We start from the raw sequence: 16,037 nt of genomic DNA, 5'->3' as shown, positions 1-16,037 counted from the left end.
GTTTTATGAAACTAGAAAATCAACGTATTGTATATACTGGGTTTTTACCTAAAAATAGCCTATACAGGAAAGATAAAATGCCAGTTTACATAAAAAAATCACAGTACGGTGCAGACCAACCAAAACCTTATTATATTACAAAAGTGATAGATGAGATTTTTAAATCACCAATGAGTCTTAAAGAGGAAGAATCTAAACTAATCGGTTTGAAAATTATTGGGATAGAAAATAATCATATTGTTGCAAAACGCTATCAAGATAATAAAGACAATAGAGAATACAGAATGAGTAAGCCCGCTCTAGAATTATATTTTATTAACAATGTTATGCCAAAGGTAAAACAGATAGTACCAGCTATTTCAACTACAGCAATAAAGTATAAAGGCTTGTTTGAGAAGGATTAAAGACATACACTGCTCTACAGTTAACTACGCCATCCAATAAGGGGTTATGTGTGTCTTTAGAAAAATGTAAAAGCTATGAAAATCTATCTATTGATGACGTTTTAGACAAACTTTCTTTATTATACGGTAATGCTATCGAGTCACTCCGCAATGCGATAGCGGCTTATATTAATAATGGGCAACTTCCCGAAGTAGATGCACGTGAAAAAGGTTTATTTGCTTACCCTGAATTATGTGTTGAATGGCGTGGTAAAGTTGATCGTTGTGAAAAAACAAGAGCATATGCTCGGTTTGTCAAGCCAGGTAACTACTGCATTACTATTACCCAACCAAATTTGTTTCGCCAATATCTTACTGAGCAATTAGCTATATTGCAGCAAGATTATGATGTTACTTTTTCTGTTCGTCCATCTAAAACAGAAGTGCCTTATCCTTTTGTCATTGACGGTTCAGATCTTGTTTTAGACCGCAGTATGAGCAGTAGTTTAGCTGCACATTTTCCTATTACTGATTTAGCTGATATCAGTGATGATATTACTGATGGTTTAGTTCAATTTAAAGGTGAAATGCCGCTTTCTCATTTTGACGCATTACGGGTTGATTTTTCTCTAGCTCGGTTAAAGCATTACACGGGTACACCGCCGGAGCATGTACAACCTTATATTTTGTTCACTAATTATAATCGTTATGTCGATGAGTTTGTTAGTTGGGCATGTGAGCAAATTAAGGATCCTGATAGTCGATACATAGCACTATCCTGTGTTGGGCATAATTATTTAACCGCAGAAAATGCGGATCCACAAATTGCCACATCTGACCTAACGTGGAAAAAATTTCAAATGCCGGCCTATCATCTATTAGCGAAAGACGGTATAGGAATAACATTAGTGAATATTGGTGTTGGGCCATCCAACGCCAAAAATATTTGTGATCATTTAGCCGTATTACGCCCACATGCATGGTTAATGATTGGTCATTGTGGTGGATTACGTGAAAGTCAAAAAATTGGTGATTATGTGTTGGCTCATGCTTATTTACGTGATGACCATATTTTAGATGACGTGTTGCCACCTGACATTCCAATTCCAAGTATCGCTGAAGTGCAAAGAGCGTTATACGATGCAACTAAGCAAGTCAGTAATATGCCTGGTGAATTAGTCAAACAGCGTTTACGCACTGGTACTGTTGTGACAACCGATGATCGTAACTGGGAGTTGCGTTTTTTTGCAACAGCACGTCGCTTTAGCTTAAGTCGTGCGGTAGCTGTTGATATGGAAAGTGCTACCATTGCAGCTCAAGGTTATCGTTTTAGAGTCCCATATGGAACATTATTATGTGTCTCTGATAAGCCATTACATGGCGAAATAAAATTACCAGGTCAAGCCAACAGCTTTTATGAAGGAGCTATTTCTGAGCACTTGCAGATAGGGATCCGTGCGATAGATCTTTTACGACAAGAAGGCGATAAGCTGCATTCAAGAAAATTAAGAACGTTCGATGAACCACCTTTTAGGTAGAGAAGGGTAAGCATTTATGGCCGAGCGTTTTTACAAGTTCAATGTTTTGATAATTGATTAAAAAAGAGGCACTGATTTTGTGCTAGCCTACCCGTAAGATAATTTCTGCATTTTAGAAAAATGCCACCTTAATAAGGTGGCTAATCATAGATTACTTGATAACTGAGTTTAAGGATAGGTTATTCAAGTAGAATAAATATAAGTTGAAGTGAATGATTATGCTTTGTTATCGTTAACATCTGAATAAGAAAGTTATTTTACTGTGTAAATAATCAATTCTAAATATTTAAAGAGAGTATCTGGTAGGGCACATATTTTATTTTTAGAGCAGCTGGTTCTGCACGTATCATTATGTGGATGACAACCCACATAACAAGCAACTAAAAGTGCTAATCGTGATGACCAGCACTCAAGTTAAATAGCTTAATTAAAAATTAACTGCCTCTATAAGTAGAGTAGCCATATTGGCTTAAAAGTAATGGGATATGATAGTGCTCATTCACATTATTTATATGAAACTCGACGGGAATTTCAGGGAAAAAACTTTCTTTGCCTTGCTCTTTAAAATATTCGCCCGTTTTAAAAACAACTCTATAGTCACCAACAGTCGGAGTTTCTGTATTATCTGGCCAGATCGACTTAATTCTACCATCATTATCCGTTTTTTCTGAGTTTAGTCGGACCCATGTATTTGATTGTTTTTTTTCTAATGTGACTTCAACGTTAGATGCAGGTTTTCCTGTTTGTTGATTGAGTATATGAACACTTAGTATGTCACTGGCTGCAATAGAAAGAGCAGGAGCCATCATTAAAGGGGTGAGCAGTAAATATAAGGCACTTTTGTTCATTTTGATATCCTTTCATTAATCAAGAGAGAATATTTTAGCTATAAGAGTGTGGAATTTACCTTACGGGAAGGTTACATTTCTGTCATTTATTATGATATCTATATGTTTTTAGCGTATTTGTAATAAATAAAATGTTTGAGTTGTTGTTAGGCTTATGAATGAGAATGAATTAACCATAACTCGCTAAGTGATCGGGGGAAGGAAAAATAATGACAAGTTTCAGCGGTACTATTCCTCAGCTTGAAACCGAAAGGTTAATTTTATCTGGGCACCAACAAAGTGATTTTGCTGCATTAACACAATTATGGGCCACTGAAGCGATGGTTCAGCATATTGGTGGCGTACCTTCTACCGAACGTGAATCGTGGATGCGAATGTTGGCATACGGTGGTTTATGGCCAATACTTGGTTTTGGCTATTGGGCTGTAAGAGAAAAGCATACAAGGCGTTATGTTGGGGATCTCGGATTTGCAGATTTTCATCGTATAATCCAACCACCAGTAAAAGGTATTCCTGAAGCGGGTTGGGTGATCGCTCCTGAGTTTCAAGGCAAAGGGTATGCGACAGAAGCCATGCAAGCAGCACTAAATTGGCTAAGCGACTTGAATCAATTTGAGCGTTCAATTTGCTTTGTTGCTTCAGAGAATACGCCATCTCTACGAGTAGCTCTAAAGTTGGGCTATATCGTACAAAAAGATGTTATTATGAATGGTACGAGTTCAGTATTACTTGAGAAAAAACTGTAAATAAAATTAGCGAGTCATTAACACGATGGTAGATGAATTAGATATTTCAGAAGTGAGTGAATTATCAGGTTTACCAGCATCCACTCTTCGTTATTATGAGGAGAGAGGGTTGATTAAACCTATTGGTCGTAAGGGACTAAAACGTGTTTATCATGCAAAAGATGTCATGACTCGCTTATCATTAATTTCTTTAGGCCGCGAAGCTCAATTTACACTTGATGAAATTAACGTCATGTTGAATAAAGAGAAAGGACCAAGTATCGAACGTCGCCATTTACAAGCAAAAGCCAGTGAATTACAAAATACTATTGATAATTTAATGACATTAAAAAATGCCCTCTTGCATATTGCTAATTGTCCAGAAGAGGATCACCTACTTTGTCCAAAATTTCAGAAAATCATGTCTATAGGATTGCGAAATAATCGAAAGCTGAATAAATAGTAATTACCTGCCTATTATCCCATTTCAGATAGTAATCTATCCCATTTTCCTGCATAGAAAGCCCTGAAAATCTTAACTACACTTAAAGTCATCGCCTCATTGATTCAAAGGGTCTTATGTCTACTCATTTTTTAGCATTTGAAAAACCGATAGTCGAATTGAATGAAAGAATCGACGCTTTAGCCGCTTTTAAACAAAGTGGTCAACAGCCCGACATTGAGTTTGATGAAGAAATTAAACTGTTAGAAAAAAAATGTCTTACTCTCACTAAGAAGATTTTTTCTCAGTTGGGTGCATGGGAGATTGTTCAGTTAGCAAGACATCCAATGCGTCCGTATACATTGGACTATATTTCTTTGATTTTTACAGATTTTCAAGAACTCGCGGGTGATCGCGCATTTGCGGATGATAAGGCTTTGGTTGGTGGGTTAGCACGGCTTGAAGGCCAACCAGTTATGGTGATAGGACAGCAAAAAGGGCGTACGACAAAAGAAAAAGTATTACGTAATTTTGGTATGCCTTCCCCTGAAGGGTATCGCAAAGCATTGCGTCTAATGAAAATGGCTGAACGTTTCCATTTACCCGTAGTGACATTTATTGATTCAGCAGGTGCTTACCCAGGAATTGGCGCTGAAGAACGGGGGCAAGCAGAAGCCATTGCTCGGAATATTATGGAAATGTCTTGCTTAAAAACGCCGATTATTTGTGTGATTACTGGTGAAGGTTGTTCTGGTGGTGCACTTGGTATTGGTGTCGGTGACCGTATTAATATGTTGGAATATAGTACTTACGCTGCAATTTCACCTGAAGGTTGCGCATCCATTTTGTGGAAAGATGCACAGAAGGCTCAAATTGCAGCTGAAACTATGGGAATGACTGCAAATCGCCTTAAAGAATTAAAGATCATTGATAGCGTGATCCCAGAACCATTAGGTGGTGCGCATCGTGATTATGTACAAGCGGGAAAAAACTTAAAGCAGCAATTGATTACTGATTTAGTAGCATTAAAACAATTGGATATTGAAACTTTGCTAGCGGAGCGTTATCAAAAAATTATGGCTATTGGTTATTGCTGATAGCCATAACGGTTGTTTTAATACTTCAAAAGGCTGTTCATGTTATATTGATTTATCTAACAAAATCAGAGTCGAGATTTGAATGGATATTCATAAATGGGCAACCTTATTTGATAATTATTTGCAGAAAAACTGGACGATAACTGATAATAGCCACGATATTTCCCATGTACGCAGAGTTTGGGGGACTGCGCGGCATTTGATGGAAAATGACAGTAACGCAAATCCTTTAATTGTACTTACTGCATGTTATTTTCATGATTTTGTAACGCTCCCCAAAAATCATCCACAAAGACATCAAGCATCCTCTCTGAGTGCGGATAAGACCGTCAAGGTATTACAAAACCATTTTCCAAGCTTTCCTGAATATTATTATGTCCCAGTTAGACATTGTATTATTGCCCATAGTTTTAGCGCTAATATTGAGCCAATTACAATTGAAGCAAAAATTGTACAAGATGCTGATAGATTGGAAGCATTAGGCGCGATAGGTTTAGCGCGCGTGTTTGCAGTAAGTGGCCAATTAAATCGAGCGCTGTTTGATGCCAATGATCCTTTTGCGAAAAATAGGCCTTTAAATGATAATTTATGGGCACTTGACCATTTTCAGGAAAAATTACTGAAATTGCCAGAAACAATACAAACTAAAGCTGGTAAAATTCTAGCGACGCATAACGCAAATTATCTTGTGCAATTTATGGCAAAATTAAGTGCTGAATTAAACGGTGATCCACTGCAAGTTGATCAACACATTATTGATAGGTTTGTACTCGATGTTTAATCATAAATCGTGGTGAAGGATCCTTAATGTCAGTTGACCTAAATTTATTAAAAGTATTTATATCCGTCGCCTCTCAAGGGAGCTTTGCGCGAGCAGCACAGCAATTATCAATGCCGACATCGAATGTTAGCCGTAGTATAAAACAGTTAGAACAACAGCTAAATTGTCGCTTAATTGAACGAACAACGCGCAGTATGAGGCTAACCGAACAAGGTGATATTTTATTAAAGCAGAGCCAAAGGCTTTATGAAGAACTTGATGAGACCTTAGATCAAATTAGTCACCGTGAAATATTATCGGGTGCTTTACGTCTTACTATTCCGAGTGAAGCGGGGAGCCTATTATTAGCCGAGATAATCGCTGAATTTGCATTACAGCATCCGAAATTAGCGATTCACTGTGATACACAGCTTATGCCCTTGGATGTGATAAATGATGATATCGACTTACTGTTTACCTTTCATCGTGGTGAATTGGATAATAGTAGCTATCACTCTCGGCTAATTAAAACGTGGCAAAGTGTAGTCGTCGCATCACCACAACTTATTGAGCGAACAGGGCGGCCTCAAACAATCGCAGACCTCGCCAATATGCCATGTATTTCTAGTTTAAGTGCTTTATCAGGCCAGCCATGGGTGTTTATTGATCAACAACAATGCCAGCAAAAAATTAATATTAATAGCCAGTATCGAGTGAATAGCGGTATTTTAGCCAATGTTGCAGCTCTTAAAGGGGTCGGTTACGCTATTTTGGCCAAAGAGCCTTGTGAACAGGAAATTGCACAAGGATTACTTGAGGTGATTGAGTTTGATGAGCAGCCAGCTCCGATTGAATTACGAGCTATTTATGCGAGCCGTCGTTCATTATCACCGAAAATAGATGTATTTTTGCAATATCTATTACAACGGCTCGCGTAGTTAATGTAAGTAAATTACTTGGATAAATTACGCAGTTGCAGCGTCATGCCTTTCAGAAAATAGCGTAATAGCTGATCGCCGCAATCACGGTAGTTTTTATGATCAGGTTTGCGGAATATGGCATTAAGTTCAGGTTTTGAAACACGAAAATCAACTTTTTGGTAGATCTCGATCATATCAGTGTCTTTTAATGCAAAAGCAACTCGTAGTTTTTTTAGGATAATATTATTGGTAATACGAGTTTCTACTTCAGGCATTGGGTTATTGTCATCTTTACCACGGCGGAAATAAATCAAACCGTTCAAGAAATGGCCTAGTACTTTGTCATTGCATTCAACATAGTCAGGATCGTCGTCTTTTTTTAACCAACCTACCATTTCAGCTTTAGTTACAGTTAAATCAGCAAGTTTAATAATCTCAACCATCTGGTTATCACTCAGATCTAGCATGTAACGGACACTACGCAACACATAATTATTCAGCATATTTAATGATCTCATCTGTATTTCAAATCAACCACCAAGGCTGAAATTTAAAAATAGTGTAATTTTGAGGTGAGGATATTAGAAGGAATAGAGGGGTATGTAAAGCTAGCGATTTTGTTGTTTTATACTCGTAATACCCAAGTTGTAGCGCTTTGTATTAAGTGGCCATTTGCGCGGGTCACATATTGGCATATGATCTTAGCGACTTATTCACTTCCTGTTTCGCTGCATCTTGAATTATTTGGAGTCTATCTTAGCGATACATACCTTATGAAATCAGCCAATAAAGTAAATCAAGCTATAGAAAAAGAGCAATGTGAGTCCAACTGTCATTAACATATTTCGAATAAGTGATGCCGTGATGACACAGAAAAGGGCACCCCATAGATAGGGGTTATCAGGGAAGTCGCGTAGCTGGTGATTTTCTAAAAGGATCACTGGCGCGCAAATAGCAGTTAAAAGACAAGGAGCCGAGTAGCTTAAGGCTTGTTTAATAAACAGTGGTAACCTAACAGGTAACTGCGGGATCAAAAAAATATAACGCAGAGAAAAAACGATGATGGAAAGCGAAATAATTAATACCCAAATCATTTTTCTTCCTTAAGTAAACGAGAAACTAAAACTGATACGCACATTCCACCAACCCCAGCAATGACAATTGCACTGCTAATTGAGTAAAGTGAAAGTACCACCGCAACAACCAGTGAGAAGAGGACACCACAAATCGTACTGACTTTTTTAGTCAGGGGGACAACAATTGCTAATAATGTTGCGACAACAGAAAAATCTAAATGTAATCGACTAAGATCAGTAATGAAATTAGCCATGACGATGCCGCAGAGGCTAGTGATTAACCACACGATATAAAAACTAAAACCTGCACCAAATAAGTAAGGGAAACTTAATGGCTGCCGCTTAGCTGCACTGATGGCAAATAATTCATCAGTTAATAAAAAACCAATACTTAGGCGTTCTGCCGTAGTAAAATTTTTTACATGGGGGCGCATGGTGAGACCGTACAGTAGATGCTGCGATGTAATGAAAAACACAGAAATAATAATGGTTAGATAGCCCGCTCCTGAATTTAACAAACCTAAAGTCACAAGCTGAGCCGCTCCCGCAAAGATCATGATCGACATAGAGATACTTTGCCAAAACGAAAGTCCAGCCTCTACAGCCATTGAACCCGCTAAAATACCCCATGGAATAACGGCTAAGTTTAATGGTGTCATATGTATTGATCCATCCATAAAAGCACGCCGCCAATGGCGACTTTGTTGTAACTGCATTGATTTAATACCCTTTTTGACCATTTTCTTTATCATACTGGTGTTGTTATAAAGGTTATAGAATAAAATTGCTCTTTTCTCGTCAGACTTCAAGCTGCCGCGCATTTTATTAAGGTCTGGTGAGTTCGCTCATTCGTGCCAATGAGCTATTTATGGTCACTTAGCCTATTTATTTGATGTTGAATATATTGGCCTGGAGTCACACCAATAGCTTGCTTAAAATGGCGAGTGAAGTGACTTTGGTCAGAGAAACCGCATTGACTTGAAACATCAGCAGGTTTTAATCCTTGAAGAAGTAATTTTTTGGCTTTGTATAATCTTGCTTGTATTAAAAAAACGTGTGGCGTAGTGCCAGTATGTAATTTAAATTGTCTCAAAAAATGCCACTGGCTAAAGCCAGCTATTGTAGCTAATTCAGTTAATGAATGTTCTTGCTCAGCGCTATTCATCATCAAGTCACAAATATTTTGTATGCTTTGCTTGGCAGGGGTAATGTCCTGAAGTCGCAACCTACTTTTGTTGTATTTTAAAATTAACCAACTCATAGAAGAAAGTAACAAGGTTTCTTTTAATAAGGTATTGTTTGGTTGTAGCAGTAAATCGAAGAGTAGGCTAAGTTGGCTTGCTAAACCTGAGTCATGAATAACGGCATTTGGAAACCAAGGGGTAACTCCATAGTTTTCAGTATTGAGATCTAATGTTAAACGTTCAAACATTTCAGGTGTGGGATAAATAGCTTTATAAGCCCAGCCATTTGCAACAGCAGAAGAGCCAGTGTGAATTTCATCGGCATTGATAATAATAATGTCGCCTTTGGGTGCATAATGATTTTCACCTGTACGAAAAAACTGTTGCGCGCCATCCTCCATTACGCCAATACAAAAGCCTTCATGAGTATGTCGGGAAAATTTTTGATGATGGTATTGAGCTTGGATCATTTCTAGCCCATTGAGCTCTTGTAGATGAAAATAGTTGGCGCTATCCAAAGTGGGTTCCTACAAAATTCAAATAAATATACTCGTGATAGTTCAAGTTGCAGCGCTGTTGATTATGCTCATTCGCACTAATCACATACATGTATATTCTCCTAGCGAGTCACTCACTTGTCGCCTAGCTGCCTCTCAAATTATTTAGAGTATCGATGCGATTAAATCCAGAATAGTTATACCGCTAATCGTTATGAGTTTCACTATCACTTTCAAATGTCTTTAATTAGTTTATAAATTCAATAAAAATAAATAAATTGGAATAAAAAACTGTTTTAAGATTGAAAACAATAGGGTTCTATTTCTCACGGATAAAGTGAAATATAACTCTAACTTAAGAGTGTTTTTAGGTTTAAAATGTATATCTGTGTATGTATAACTAGTTCATGTGACTGTATTTTGCATTGCATATAGTGATATCTTTTACAGTTTAATAAACCCGTGTATCATAGGTGTCATCAAGTAGATATGTTTATTTTTTGTTATAACTTTTATTAAGTTAGCGGGTTCCCTATGCTTGAAAATTTTGGTATCACAAACTTATGGACTTATTTAATTGGTGTGATTTTCATTACACTTGTTCCAGGCCCTAATTCTTTATTTGTATTAACAAGCAGTGCAAAATATGGCATCAAAAATGGCTATAAAGCGGCGTTAGGTGTGTTTTCAGGTGATGCGATACTGATTTTTTTATCATTTTTAGGGGTTGCTTCATTAGTAAAAACATCGCCTATCTTCTTTAGTGTTATTAAGTATGTTGGTGCAACTTATTTATTTTATTTAGGAGTGAAAACGCTTTACAGTGTTTTCCATAAAAAAGAGCAAGCCGCAGATGTGGATGCAATTGTCCTAGCGACAAAAGGGACGTATCAAAAAGCGGTATTTTTAAGCTTGCTCAATCCTAAAATGATTATTTTTTATGTGTCATTCTTTATCCAATTTATTGAGCCTACTTACCCGAATGCGGGGATCCCATTTTTTATACTGGGTAGTATTTTGGAAATATGTAGCATGATTTACTTGTCATTATTAATCTTTGGTGCCGTCGCTGTTACGAATATGGTTAAACATAACCAAAAACTCTCTAAGCTATCTAATAGTTGTATTGGTGCCGTATTCTTAATGTTTGGTGCTAAACTTGCATTAGCCGCTTAAAATCTTAAATATCGCTTATTCTTTACCGGCCATTTTATGGTCGGTAAGTGGCTGCGAAACGGAATAAAAGCGTGCTTTCTCCTGCTTCGTGTTATCAGCCGAAAATCAATCAATTGATTTTTCTCGTTTATGTCAAAACATTAGTCACTGTTGCCAAACATAATATGTTTGGCAATAGCCTAGCCGCGTTTCATTACAGTCACTTGCTCATTATTAGCGATAGTTTGTTGTACATCACGCCATCCCATTCGGCGATAAAGCGCTTGCATATCTGGTGTGTATAAGTACAAACATTCATCAGTATGTTGTTTAAATTTGAGATAAAGCTGCTCAATGAGCTGACTACCGATACCCTTACCACGAGCAGAGGGCACCGTAACGATTTCACCAATCCACCATTTGCTATCTTTAATGCCAATGAGCTCATTCAAAATGATACTGGCGGTAGCAAGTAATTGCTCTTTATCATCTATAAAGCAAGCAACGGTTTGTGGGCTAGGCGCTGTAATACGTGTGATTAAGCGCTGACGAATATTATCAAGATCACTCCATGATTTGAGTTCGTGCCATTCAGTATGCAGAGTATGGGTAATTTGCTCGATAAGGTGAGTATGATGTTCATTTAACGTAATAAAGTGCATAGGTGACCTAATTATTAGTAATAAGTAATGCAGGTAAAAGGGTATCCAGTTCAGCAAATATGTGTTGATAGATTTGTTTAACTACTTCATTTTTATTCAGGTTATAGGTCACAACATCATTGGTACCCATTTTCGCCGACAGTTTAGTTTCCTCATATAAAGCGCAATCTTTTGGATGTGTGATTAACCAATCACGAAACAAGAGATGGCGTATATGTTCAGGGCAATTTTGAGGGAAGATATGTAGATTCACTCGGGGTTCAGCTAAGCGTAACATCCGATGTTGATACCATGATAGCTCTCTTACCGTCAGCTCATAACCTAAGCTTTCTAAGGCCGCTAGATAGCGACTTTCATCATTAGGTGATTGAACAATCAGATCAATATCAATAACAGGCTTTGCTGCTAATGTAGGTACTGCGGTTGAACCTACATGTTCAATACTTATAAATTGATTAGCAAGTACATTACTAATTGCTTGTTTTTGCTCAATAAAAATTAATGGCCATTCATTATTATATTTAACAACATCAATCTGTTCAGGTTGAGGTTTTCCTTTTACCCATGGGTTTTCATTAGGATCACCATCCAAAAATGTCATTATTTGTTGCTTGAGCTGCTCGATTGATATTGTCATAGATAATTCCAATGCGATTGTAATAATCTTTTCATCTTAGCTAAACGTGGATCAAATGATCGCGCTTTAAGTGCATTAACTGGCTTTTTTAATAAAAAATGGGCAGTTCAGTGATTGAACTTCACCATTTTGCTTGTTGTTAGTGGCTAAAACGTTTTGAACCGATAACACAAATAATAACGCCTATTGTTGAGATAACCATCAATGTGTTAATTGATTCGTTAAGTATCCATGCTGAAATCATTAATCCCATAAAAGGTTGTAGTAGTTGTAATTGGCTTACACCTGCAATACCGCCTTCCGCTAATCCGCTGTACCAAAAGAAGAAGCCAATTAACATGCTGAATAATGCGACATAGCCAAGCCCACCCCATGCAAAAGCAGGAATAGCCTCCAAACTGTCAGGCCAAAGTAATAGGCAGAGAATAAGCATAATCGGCAATGAAATAACTAATGCCCAACAAATGACCTGCCAGCTACCTAAATGCTTTGATAACTTTGCGCCTTCGGCATAACCAAGGCCACAGACTAAAACAGCAGCGAGCATATATAAGTCACCGATTAATGTGCTGTTTCCTCCCTGAAAATAGGCAAATCCCATAACAAACAGACTACCTAATACAGAAAAGAACCAAAATGCTTTATGGGGTCTTTCACCACCACGCAACACACCAAAAATAGCGGTAGATAAAGGCAGTAGCCCTAAAAAGACCATAGAATGCGCAGAAGTTACCTGTTTTAAGGCGAGGGCGGTTAAAAATGGAAAACCAACAACGACACCTAATGCAACAACAGACAATCCAATAATTTGTTGTCTATTTGGTAATTTTTGACGAAACAGTATTAAAATCAGCACAGAGAGTAACCCTGCGATAGCGGCTCGGCTGGCAGTTAAAAAGTCAGGAGAAAAGCCAATTAAAGCTGCTTTAGTTGCGGGCAGTGAACCACTGAAAATAGCGACTCCAATAAAGCCGTTTATCCAACCGCGAGTAGTATGAGAATACGATTTCATTTTAATTACCTAATAATTTATGCCTATATTACGACTTGTATTCAGCTAAACTAATCGAGATAATCATGACAATCAAAAAATTGTCATAGGTACAATTGCATGACACAGGCTCGGTATAAAAGCTATGTAGATGATTTAGCGAATAGGATCCATCGTGGTGAATTAGCTCCCGGTACCAGATTGCCGACACATCGTGCGTTTGCTAAGCAAAATGGCATTTCATTGGTGACAGCGTCACGTGTCTATAATGAATTGATCAAACAAGGATTAGTGAGTGGTGAGACAGGAAGAGGAACATTTGTACGTGACGTAAGCTTATTGCCTACATCAAGCATTGAACATGATGTTGTCCCAACAATGTTAGATCTTAATTACATTTATCCAGTTGAAAATGAGCAAACACAAAGGTTAAGAGAAGCATTACGGCATTTGTCTTCAGGAGGAGATCTAGAAGGTTTTCTTCATTATTTACCTCATGTGGGGCGTCGTCATGAAAGGGCTATTTTTGCTAACTATCTGGCTCAAAGAGGAATAAAGCAGATAGATCCTGATCAAATTGCAATTGTCGGTGGCGCCCAACATGGCCTTGCAACGATTGTGTTAGGTATTTTTAGCCCGGGTGATGTGATTGCTGTTGATGCGCTAACTTACCCAGGTTTTAAAGCATTAGCGAAGATTTATCATATTGAACTGGTTGTGGTGCCTGTAACGGCAACAGGGCCAGATATGGTTGCATTCGCAAGGCTGTGCCAACAAAGAAATATTCGTGGTTATTATGCAATGCCTACACTTCATAACCCATTGGGATGGGTGATAGATCTTCCTACACGACATGCGATTATCCAGTTAGCTAAACAGTATGGTTTTTGGTTAATTGAAGATGGCTCTTACGCTTATTTACAGCATCCTGCACCTCCCACTTTTGCTCAGTTAGCCCCTGATATCACGTTTTATGTCACTGGTTTTTCAAAAAATGTTGCAACAGGGCTACGAGTAGGCATGGTGGTTGCCCCTAAACAGCAAATCTCAGAAATAGAACGGATAATTCGTATCACCACGTGGAATACACCCGCAATTACAACAGCGATTGTGTGTCATTGGATAGAAAGTGGTGAAGTAGCAAAATTAGAGCGTAAAAAACGACGAGATACCAAGGCACGACAAAACATAGTCAGAGAAGTGTTGAACCAAATAGACTATATCGCCCATGAATATAGTTATTTTATTTGGATCCCTTTACCTGAAGGTGTTCGTGCAGAAGCGTTAGTGAGTCGGCTAAAACAAGTCAATATAGCTGTCAGCACGGCTGAGTCCTATGCTGGGGGGGCATCATATCCACAAGCTATTCGAGTGGCACTCAGTTCCATTTCCTATGAACAATTAAGAGTCGCATTAGCACAAATTCAAGCAGCGGTGTTGTATTTAATCGATCTGTGAGAACGCACGATTGGCTTTTGCGTTGTTTAACATCTGAAATAGACTCGCTTTGTAAATAAAGAGGATGAATATGAAACACTTGATTGAAATCGCTAAAAAGTATGCCAAACCCACGGTGGTGAGTCATTATATTGAAAGTGGTTATGTTGCCGCAGCGTTAGAAACAGAAAATGGTGAAGTTTATACGGGGATCAGTATTGATACTGCGTGTTCCTTAGGATTTTGCGCGGAGCATGGTGCGGTTGCAGAACTACTTAAAGCAGGTGGTTCAGTGGTTAAAGCGATGGTTGCTGTTGATTCAACCGGAAATGTCGTACCACCTTGTGGCCGATGTCGTGAATTAGTCAGTCAATTATCGAATAAAAATAAACAAACGCGAGTTGCGGTTGATAATGACACTGAAATGACTTTAGAACTGTTAATGCCATTTGATTGGAAAGCAACGCAAAATAGGGAGTCATGAAGCGATGGAACAACAAAGTAAGCATTTTACAGCGACAGCAATGATCCGTAATGATAAAGGTGAGTTTTTATTACATGAGCACCCTAAGCTAGGTTTTTGGCTGCCGCCTGGGGGGCACATTGAAGAAAATGAAGAGCCTCAAGATGCTGTGATCCGTGAAGTCTTCGAAGAAACTGGTCTCATGTGCCGTATCATTGATTGTGCGTATCCCACGGTAACCAAAGTTCGAAGGACTGATCATGTATATGCTTTGCCCGTTCCTTTGGCCATTTTGAAAGAGTTTATTATAGATGATAAGCAGGGTAATCATTGGCATATTGATATGGTATATCTGTGTGAATTAATCACCCCAGAAAGAAAACCAGCAGATGAATTTAAATGGATCCCCTTTGAGGAGCTTGCCAAACTGAATATTCCGAATGATTTATTACAGTTGGCAAGTATGGTAAATGAAGCAAATTTGCTGAAGTAAAATTATTTACTATTCAAAAACAGTAACGAAATACCAAGTATCATCAATAAGGCTCCAATCACTTTATCCATAGTTAATTGATAGTTAAGTATACGATTACGAATGGTTGGAGTAGCAAAAAATAGGGCGATCAAGCTAAACCATAACCAATGAGCAAAAGAGATAAACAGCCCATAGCTGAAATTAAGCCATTGTGAATTATTGTTTTGGATAACTTGGGTATAAACGGAAACAACAAAAAACATCGTTTTTGGATTTAATGCATTAGTCAAAAAGCCCATTCTGAATGCCGTCAGTAATGAAGGCTTCGTAAGATTGCTTCCTTCAGTATTCATTTTTTGTGTATTCGTAAAGGATTTAAAACCAATATAGACCAAATAACCAACACCCAGTAATTTTACGATAGTAAACAGTGTTGGTGACCCCATAATAATCAGTGTCACTCCAAATAGGGTATAGAAGACATGCACTTGAACGCCAACAGCAATACCTAATGCTGCAAATAAGCCTACTTTAGTCCCGTAGGCGTAGCTGTTGCGTGTCACCATCGCAAAATCAGGTCCTGGACTTATAACAGCTAAAAATGTAATAGTTGCCACTGCAATCAGTTCATTCATTTGATGCTCCTCTGATAGGCAATAAAAACTGACATAAATACTTCTCTTGTGATCGATTTATCTTTTTGATTATTTGTATTATCAAGAGATTGTATTGAGTTAAAAAGCGATT

At 37.9% G+C, this 16,037-nt stretch carries 20 protein-coding genes; 11 read left to right on the top strand and 9 right to left on the bottom strand.

The genetic code is table 11. From position 1 onward, the window contains the following. Positions 1–5: 5 nt before the first annotated feature. Both SC428_RS02045 and SC428_RS02040 read left to right on the top strand, forming a co-directional pair. On the top strand, positions 6–404 hold the full coding sequence (locus tag SC428_RS02045) for a hypothetical protein (RefSeq protein WP_318705734.1): 399 nt from the start codon (positions 6–8) through the stop codon (positions 402–404). Between the two features lie 50 nt (positions 405–454). After that, entirely contained in the window at positions 455–1,921 is a 1,467-nt protein-coding gene (locus tag SC428_RS02040) for an AMP nucleosidase (RefSeq protein ID WP_140180128.1), read from the top strand. A gap of 434 nt (positions 1,922–2,355) precedes the next feature. Here the strand turns inward: SC428_RS02040 and hiuH are convergent, their stop codons facing one another. Beyond that, positions 2,356–2,769: a hydroxyisourate hydrolase gene (hiuH, locus tag SC428_RS02035; RefSeq protein WP_070928659.1), complete on the bottom strand. Its 414-nt coding sequence runs from the start codon at positions 2,767–2,769 to the stop codon at positions 2,356–2,358. Positions 2,770–2,978: 209 nt separating this feature from the next. On the opposite strand from hiuH, the gene SC428_RS02030 reads away from it, so the two are divergent. From SC428_RS02030 to SC428_RS02010, 5 genes are all read left to right on the top strand, one after another. Continuing rightward, complete coding sequence (locus SC428_RS02030; protein ID WP_070928661.1) at positions 2,979–3,515, top strand: GNAT family N-acetyltransferase; 537 nt, start codon at positions 2,979–2,981, stop codon at positions 3,513–3,515. A 25-nt stretch (positions 3,516–3,540) separates the two neighbouring features. Next, positions 3,541–3,957, top strand: coding sequence for a helix-turn-helix domain-containing protein (locus tag SC428_RS02025; RefSeq protein ID WP_140180126.1), 417 nt, complete (start codon positions 3,541–3,543; stop codon positions 3,955–3,957). A 116-nt stretch (positions 3,958–4,073) separates the two neighbouring features. Continuing rightward, positions 4,074–5,033: an acetyl-CoA carboxylase carboxyl transferase subunit alpha gene (gene accA, locus SC428_RS02020; protein WP_318705733.1), complete on the top strand. Its 960-nt coding sequence runs from the start codon at positions 4,074–4,076 to the stop codon at positions 5,031–5,033. Positions 5,034–5,115: 82 nt separating this feature from the next. Next, positions 5,116–5,814, top strand: a complete 699-nt coding sequence (locus SC428_RS02015) for a phosphohydrolase (RefSeq protein WP_318705732.1) — start codon at positions 5,116–5,118, stop codon at positions 5,812–5,814. A gap of 26 nt (positions 5,815–5,840) precedes the next feature. After that, positions 5,841–6,731, top strand: coding sequence for a LysR family transcriptional regulator (locus tag SC428_RS02010; protein WP_070928667.1), 891 nt, complete (start codon positions 5,841–5,843; stop codon positions 6,729–6,731). Between the two features lie 14 nt (positions 6,732–6,745). Here SC428_RS02010 and SC428_RS02005 read toward each other — a convergent pair whose 3' ends face one another. The 4 genes from SC428_RS02005 to SC428_RS01990 form a co-directional block, all read right to left on the bottom strand. Continuing rightward, complete coding sequence (locus SC428_RS02005) at positions 6,746–7,216, bottom strand: DUF1456 family protein (RefSeq protein ID WP_283125870.1); 471 nt, start codon at positions 7,214–7,216, stop codon at positions 6,746–6,748. 276 nt (positions 7,217–7,492) lie between these two features. Further along, on the bottom strand, positions 7,493–7,807 hold the full coding sequence (locus tag SC428_RS02000) for an AzlD domain-containing protein (protein WP_070928671.1): 315 nt from the start codon (positions 7,805–7,807) through the stop codon (positions 7,493–7,495). After that, positions 7,804–8,505: an AzlC family ABC transporter permease gene (locus SC428_RS01995; protein WP_318705731.1), complete on the bottom strand. Its 702-nt coding sequence runs from the start codon at positions 8,503–8,505 to the stop codon at positions 7,804–7,806. The genes SC428_RS02000 and SC428_RS01995 overlap by 4 nt, the downstream gene beginning before the upstream one ends. Before the next feature lie 146 nt (positions 8,506–8,651). Then, positions 8,652–9,491 carry an AraC family transcriptional regulator gene (locus SC428_RS01990; RefSeq protein WP_070928675.1) on the bottom strand — a complete coding sequence of 280 codons (840 nt, stop codon included), beginning with the start codon at positions 9,489–9,491 and terminating at the stop codon, positions 8,652–8,654. A gap of 513 nt (positions 9,492–10,004) precedes the next feature. Here SC428_RS01990 and leuE point away from each other — a divergent pair. Then, positions 10,005–10,646 (top strand): leucine efflux protein LeuE, encoded by a 642-nt coding sequence (gene leuE, locus SC428_RS01985; RefSeq protein ID WP_140180116.1) that lies wholly within the window; start codon positions 10,005–10,007, stop codon positions 10,644–10,646. Between the two features lie 179 nt (positions 10,647–10,825). Here leuE and SC428_RS01980 read toward each other — a convergent pair whose 3' ends face one another. The 3 genes from SC428_RS01980 to SC428_RS01970 all read right to left on the bottom strand — a co-directional run bounded on the left by SC428_RS01980 (position 10,826) and on the right by SC428_RS01970 (position 12,936). Continuing rightward, positions 10,826–11,287: a GNAT family N-acetyltransferase gene (locus tag SC428_RS01980; protein ID WP_070928678.1), complete on the bottom strand. Its 462-nt coding sequence runs from the start codon at positions 11,285–11,287 to the stop codon at positions 10,826–10,828. A gap of 7 nt (positions 11,288–11,294) precedes the next feature. After that, positions 11,295–11,924, bottom strand: coding sequence for a GrpB family protein (locus SC428_RS01975; protein ID WP_283125757.1), 630 nt, complete (start codon positions 11,922–11,924; stop codon positions 11,295–11,297). A gap of 139 nt (positions 11,925–12,063) precedes the next feature. Continuing rightward, positions 12,064–12,936, bottom strand: coding sequence for a DMT family transporter (locus tag SC428_RS01970; protein WP_318705730.1), 873 nt, complete (start codon positions 12,934–12,936; stop codon positions 12,064–12,066). Positions 12,937–13,035: 99 nt separating this feature from the next. Here SC428_RS01970 and SC428_RS01965 point away from each other — a divergent pair, with 99 nt between their 5' ends. From SC428_RS01965 to SC428_RS01955, 3 genes are all read left to right on the top strand, one after another. After that, on the top strand, positions 13,036–14,373 hold the full coding sequence (locus tag SC428_RS01965; RefSeq protein ID WP_318705729.1) for a PLP-dependent aminotransferase family protein: 1,338 nt from the start codon (positions 13,036–13,038) through the stop codon (positions 14,371–14,373). 70 nt (positions 14,374–14,443) lie between these two features. Beyond that, the gene (locus SC428_RS01960) at positions 14,444–14,836 is read left to right on the top strand and encodes a cytidine deaminase (protein ID WP_318705728.1); all 393 of its coding nucleotides are present in this window, start codon (positions 14,444–14,446) and stop codon (positions 14,834–14,836) included. A 4-nt stretch (positions 14,837–14,840) separates the two neighbouring features. Further along, positions 14,841–15,308: an NUDIX hydrolase gene (locus tag SC428_RS01955; RefSeq protein ID WP_318705727.1), complete on the top strand. Its 468-nt coding sequence runs from the start codon at positions 14,841–14,843 to the stop codon at positions 15,306–15,308. A 2-nt stretch (positions 15,309–15,310) separates the two neighbouring features. Here the strand turns inward: SC428_RS01955 and SC428_RS01950 are convergent, their stop codons facing one another. Continuing rightward, positions 15,311–15,925, bottom strand: a complete 615-nt coding sequence (locus tag SC428_RS01950; protein WP_318705726.1) for a LysE family translocator — start codon at positions 15,923–15,925, stop codon at positions 15,311–15,313. Positions 15,926–16,037 lie beyond the last annotated feature (112 nt).

This window comes from Providencia sp. 2023EL-00965 (assembly GCF_033550225.1).
Taxonomy (GTDB): domain Bacteria; phylum Pseudomonadota; class Gammaproteobacteria; order Enterobacterales; family Enterobacteriaceae; genus Providencia; species Providencia manganoxydans.
The sequence above is the reverse complement of the archived record's forward strand: the minus strand, read 5'-3'. Positions and strand labels throughout refer to the sequence as shown.

What these genes read in the sequence shown, in the direction of transcription:
- SC428_RS02045 (WP_318705734.1), top strand. Translation starts at nt 6, where the DNA reads ATGAAACTAGAAAATCAACGTATTGTATATACTGGGTTTTTACCTAAA.
- hiuH (WP_070928659.1), bottom strand. Translation starts at nt 2,769, where the DNA reads ATGAACAAAAGTGCCTTATATTTACTGCTCACCCCTTTAATGATGGCT.
- SC428_RS02030 (WP_070928661.1), top strand. Translation starts at nt 2,979, where the DNA reads ATGACAAGTTTCAGCGGTACTATTCCTCAGCTTGAAACCGAAAGGTTA.
- SC428_RS02025 (WP_140180126.1), top strand. Translation starts at nt 3,541, where the DNA reads ATGGTAGATGAATTAGATATTTCAGAAGTGAGTGAATTATCAGGTTTA.
- accA (WP_318705733.1), top strand. Translation starts at nt 4,074, where the DNA reads ATGTCTACTCATTTTTTAGCATTTGAAAAACCGATAGTCGAATTGAAT.
- SC428_RS02015 (WP_318705732.1), top strand. Translation starts at nt 5,116, where the DNA reads ATGGATATTCATAAATGGGCAACCTTATTTGATAATTATTTGCAGAAA.
- SC428_RS02010 (WP_070928667.1), top strand. Translation starts at nt 5,841, where the DNA reads ATGTCAGTTGACCTAAATTTATTAAAAGTATTTATATCCGTCGCCTCT.
- SC428_RS02005 (WP_283125870.1), bottom strand. Translation starts at nt 7,216, where the DNA reads ATGCTGAATAATTATGTGTTGCGTAGTGTCCGTTACATGCTAGATCTG.
- SC428_RS02000 (WP_070928671.1), bottom strand. Translation starts at nt 7,807, where the DNA reads ATGATTTGGGTATTAATTATTTCGCTTTCCATCATCGTTTTTTCTCTG.
- SC428_RS01995 (WP_318705731.1), bottom strand. Translation starts at nt 8,505, where the DNA reads ATGCAGTTACAACAAAGTCGCCATTGGCGGCGTGCTTTTATGGATGGA.
- leuE (WP_140180116.1), top strand. Translation starts at nt 10,005, where the DNA reads ATGCTTGAAAATTTTGGTATCACAAACTTATGGACTTATTTAATTGGT.
- SC428_RS01980 (WP_070928678.1), bottom strand. Translation starts at nt 11,287, where the DNA reads ATGCACTTTATTACGTTAAATGAACATCATACTCACCTTATCGAGCAA.
- SC428_RS01975 (WP_283125757.1), bottom strand. Translation starts at nt 11,924, where the DNA reads ATGACAATATCAATCGAGCAGCTCAAGCAACAAATAATGACATTTTTG.
- SC428_RS01970 (WP_318705730.1), bottom strand. Translation starts at nt 12,936, where the DNA reads ATGAAATCGTATTCTCATACTACTCGCGGTTGGATAAACGGCTTTATT.
- SC428_RS01965 (WP_318705729.1), top strand. Translation starts at nt 13,036, where the DNA reads ATGACACAGGCTCGGTATAAAAGCTATGTAGATGATTTAGCGAATAGG.
- SC428_RS01960 (WP_318705728.1), top strand. Translation starts at nt 14,444, where the DNA reads ATGAAACACTTGATTGAAATCGCTAAAAAGTATGCCAAACCCACGGTG.
- SC428_RS01955 (WP_318705727.1), top strand. Translation starts at nt 14,841, where the DNA reads ATGGAACAACAAAGTAAGCATTTTACAGCGACAGCAATGATCCGTAAT.
- SC428_RS01950 (WP_318705726.1), bottom strand. Translation starts at nt 15,925, where the DNA reads ATGAATGAACTGATTGCAGTGGCAACTATTACATTTTTAGCTGTTATA.